We start from the raw sequence: 561 nt of genomic DNA on the forward strand, positions 1-561 counted from the left end.
CGATCCCGAGGCGCTGATCGCCGAGGGCATCGCCGCGCTGCGGTCGCGCTACCGCCTTCCGGGCTGACAGGTCGTCCCGCTCCACAGCCTCAATGACCTCGGGCGCGGCCTTTGCAATGACGGTCTTGGCGGCGCGGACGCTGCGCTCCGAGACGTTCAGCATCTCGGCGGCCTGCGCCTGCGAGACCGGCGCAATGGTGGGTTCGATGGTTTCAAGCGGCAAATTTGCCGCTTGGTCCGACCGCCGGACTCCACCATGGGCAAGGTTCGCCAGCTTCCCGGCGACCACGGCCCTTTGGCTCTCGGTCAGGCGGCGGCTAGGGGTTCGGCGTTGTCGCAAAGCAACAGAGAAAGGACCTAAAACATCCGCTCAAAACACAACTTTGAGGAATCTAAAGGTAGCGTATTAGTTGTGGGATGAAGCTCGCAATCGGCCAGCATGTGATCGTATCTTGCCCGGACGTGGACCCGCCCACCACCGCCGGGATCATCATCGACGGCCCGATGCTGCGCGCGGCTGGCGTGATGTTCAAAGTGTGGATCGGCGGCGGCGACGGCCGT

At 64.2% G+C, this 561-nt stretch carries 1 protein-coding gene; it reads right to left on the reverse strand.

Features of this window, described 5'->3' with window-relative positions; translation table 11 throughout:
• Nucleotides 1-223, reverse strand: a 223-nt coding sequence (locus G5B31_RS20955; RefSeq protein ID WP_205912060.1) for a hypothetical protein, incomplete at its 3' end; no start/stop codon positions are given.
• Nucleotides 224-561: the final 338 nt, after the last annotated feature.

It is taken from the genome of Rhodobacter sp. SGA-6-6 (assembly GCF_011043545.1).
GTDB lineage: Bacteria > Pseudomonadota > Alphaproteobacteria > Rhodobacterales > Rhodobacteraceae > Pseudogemmobacter.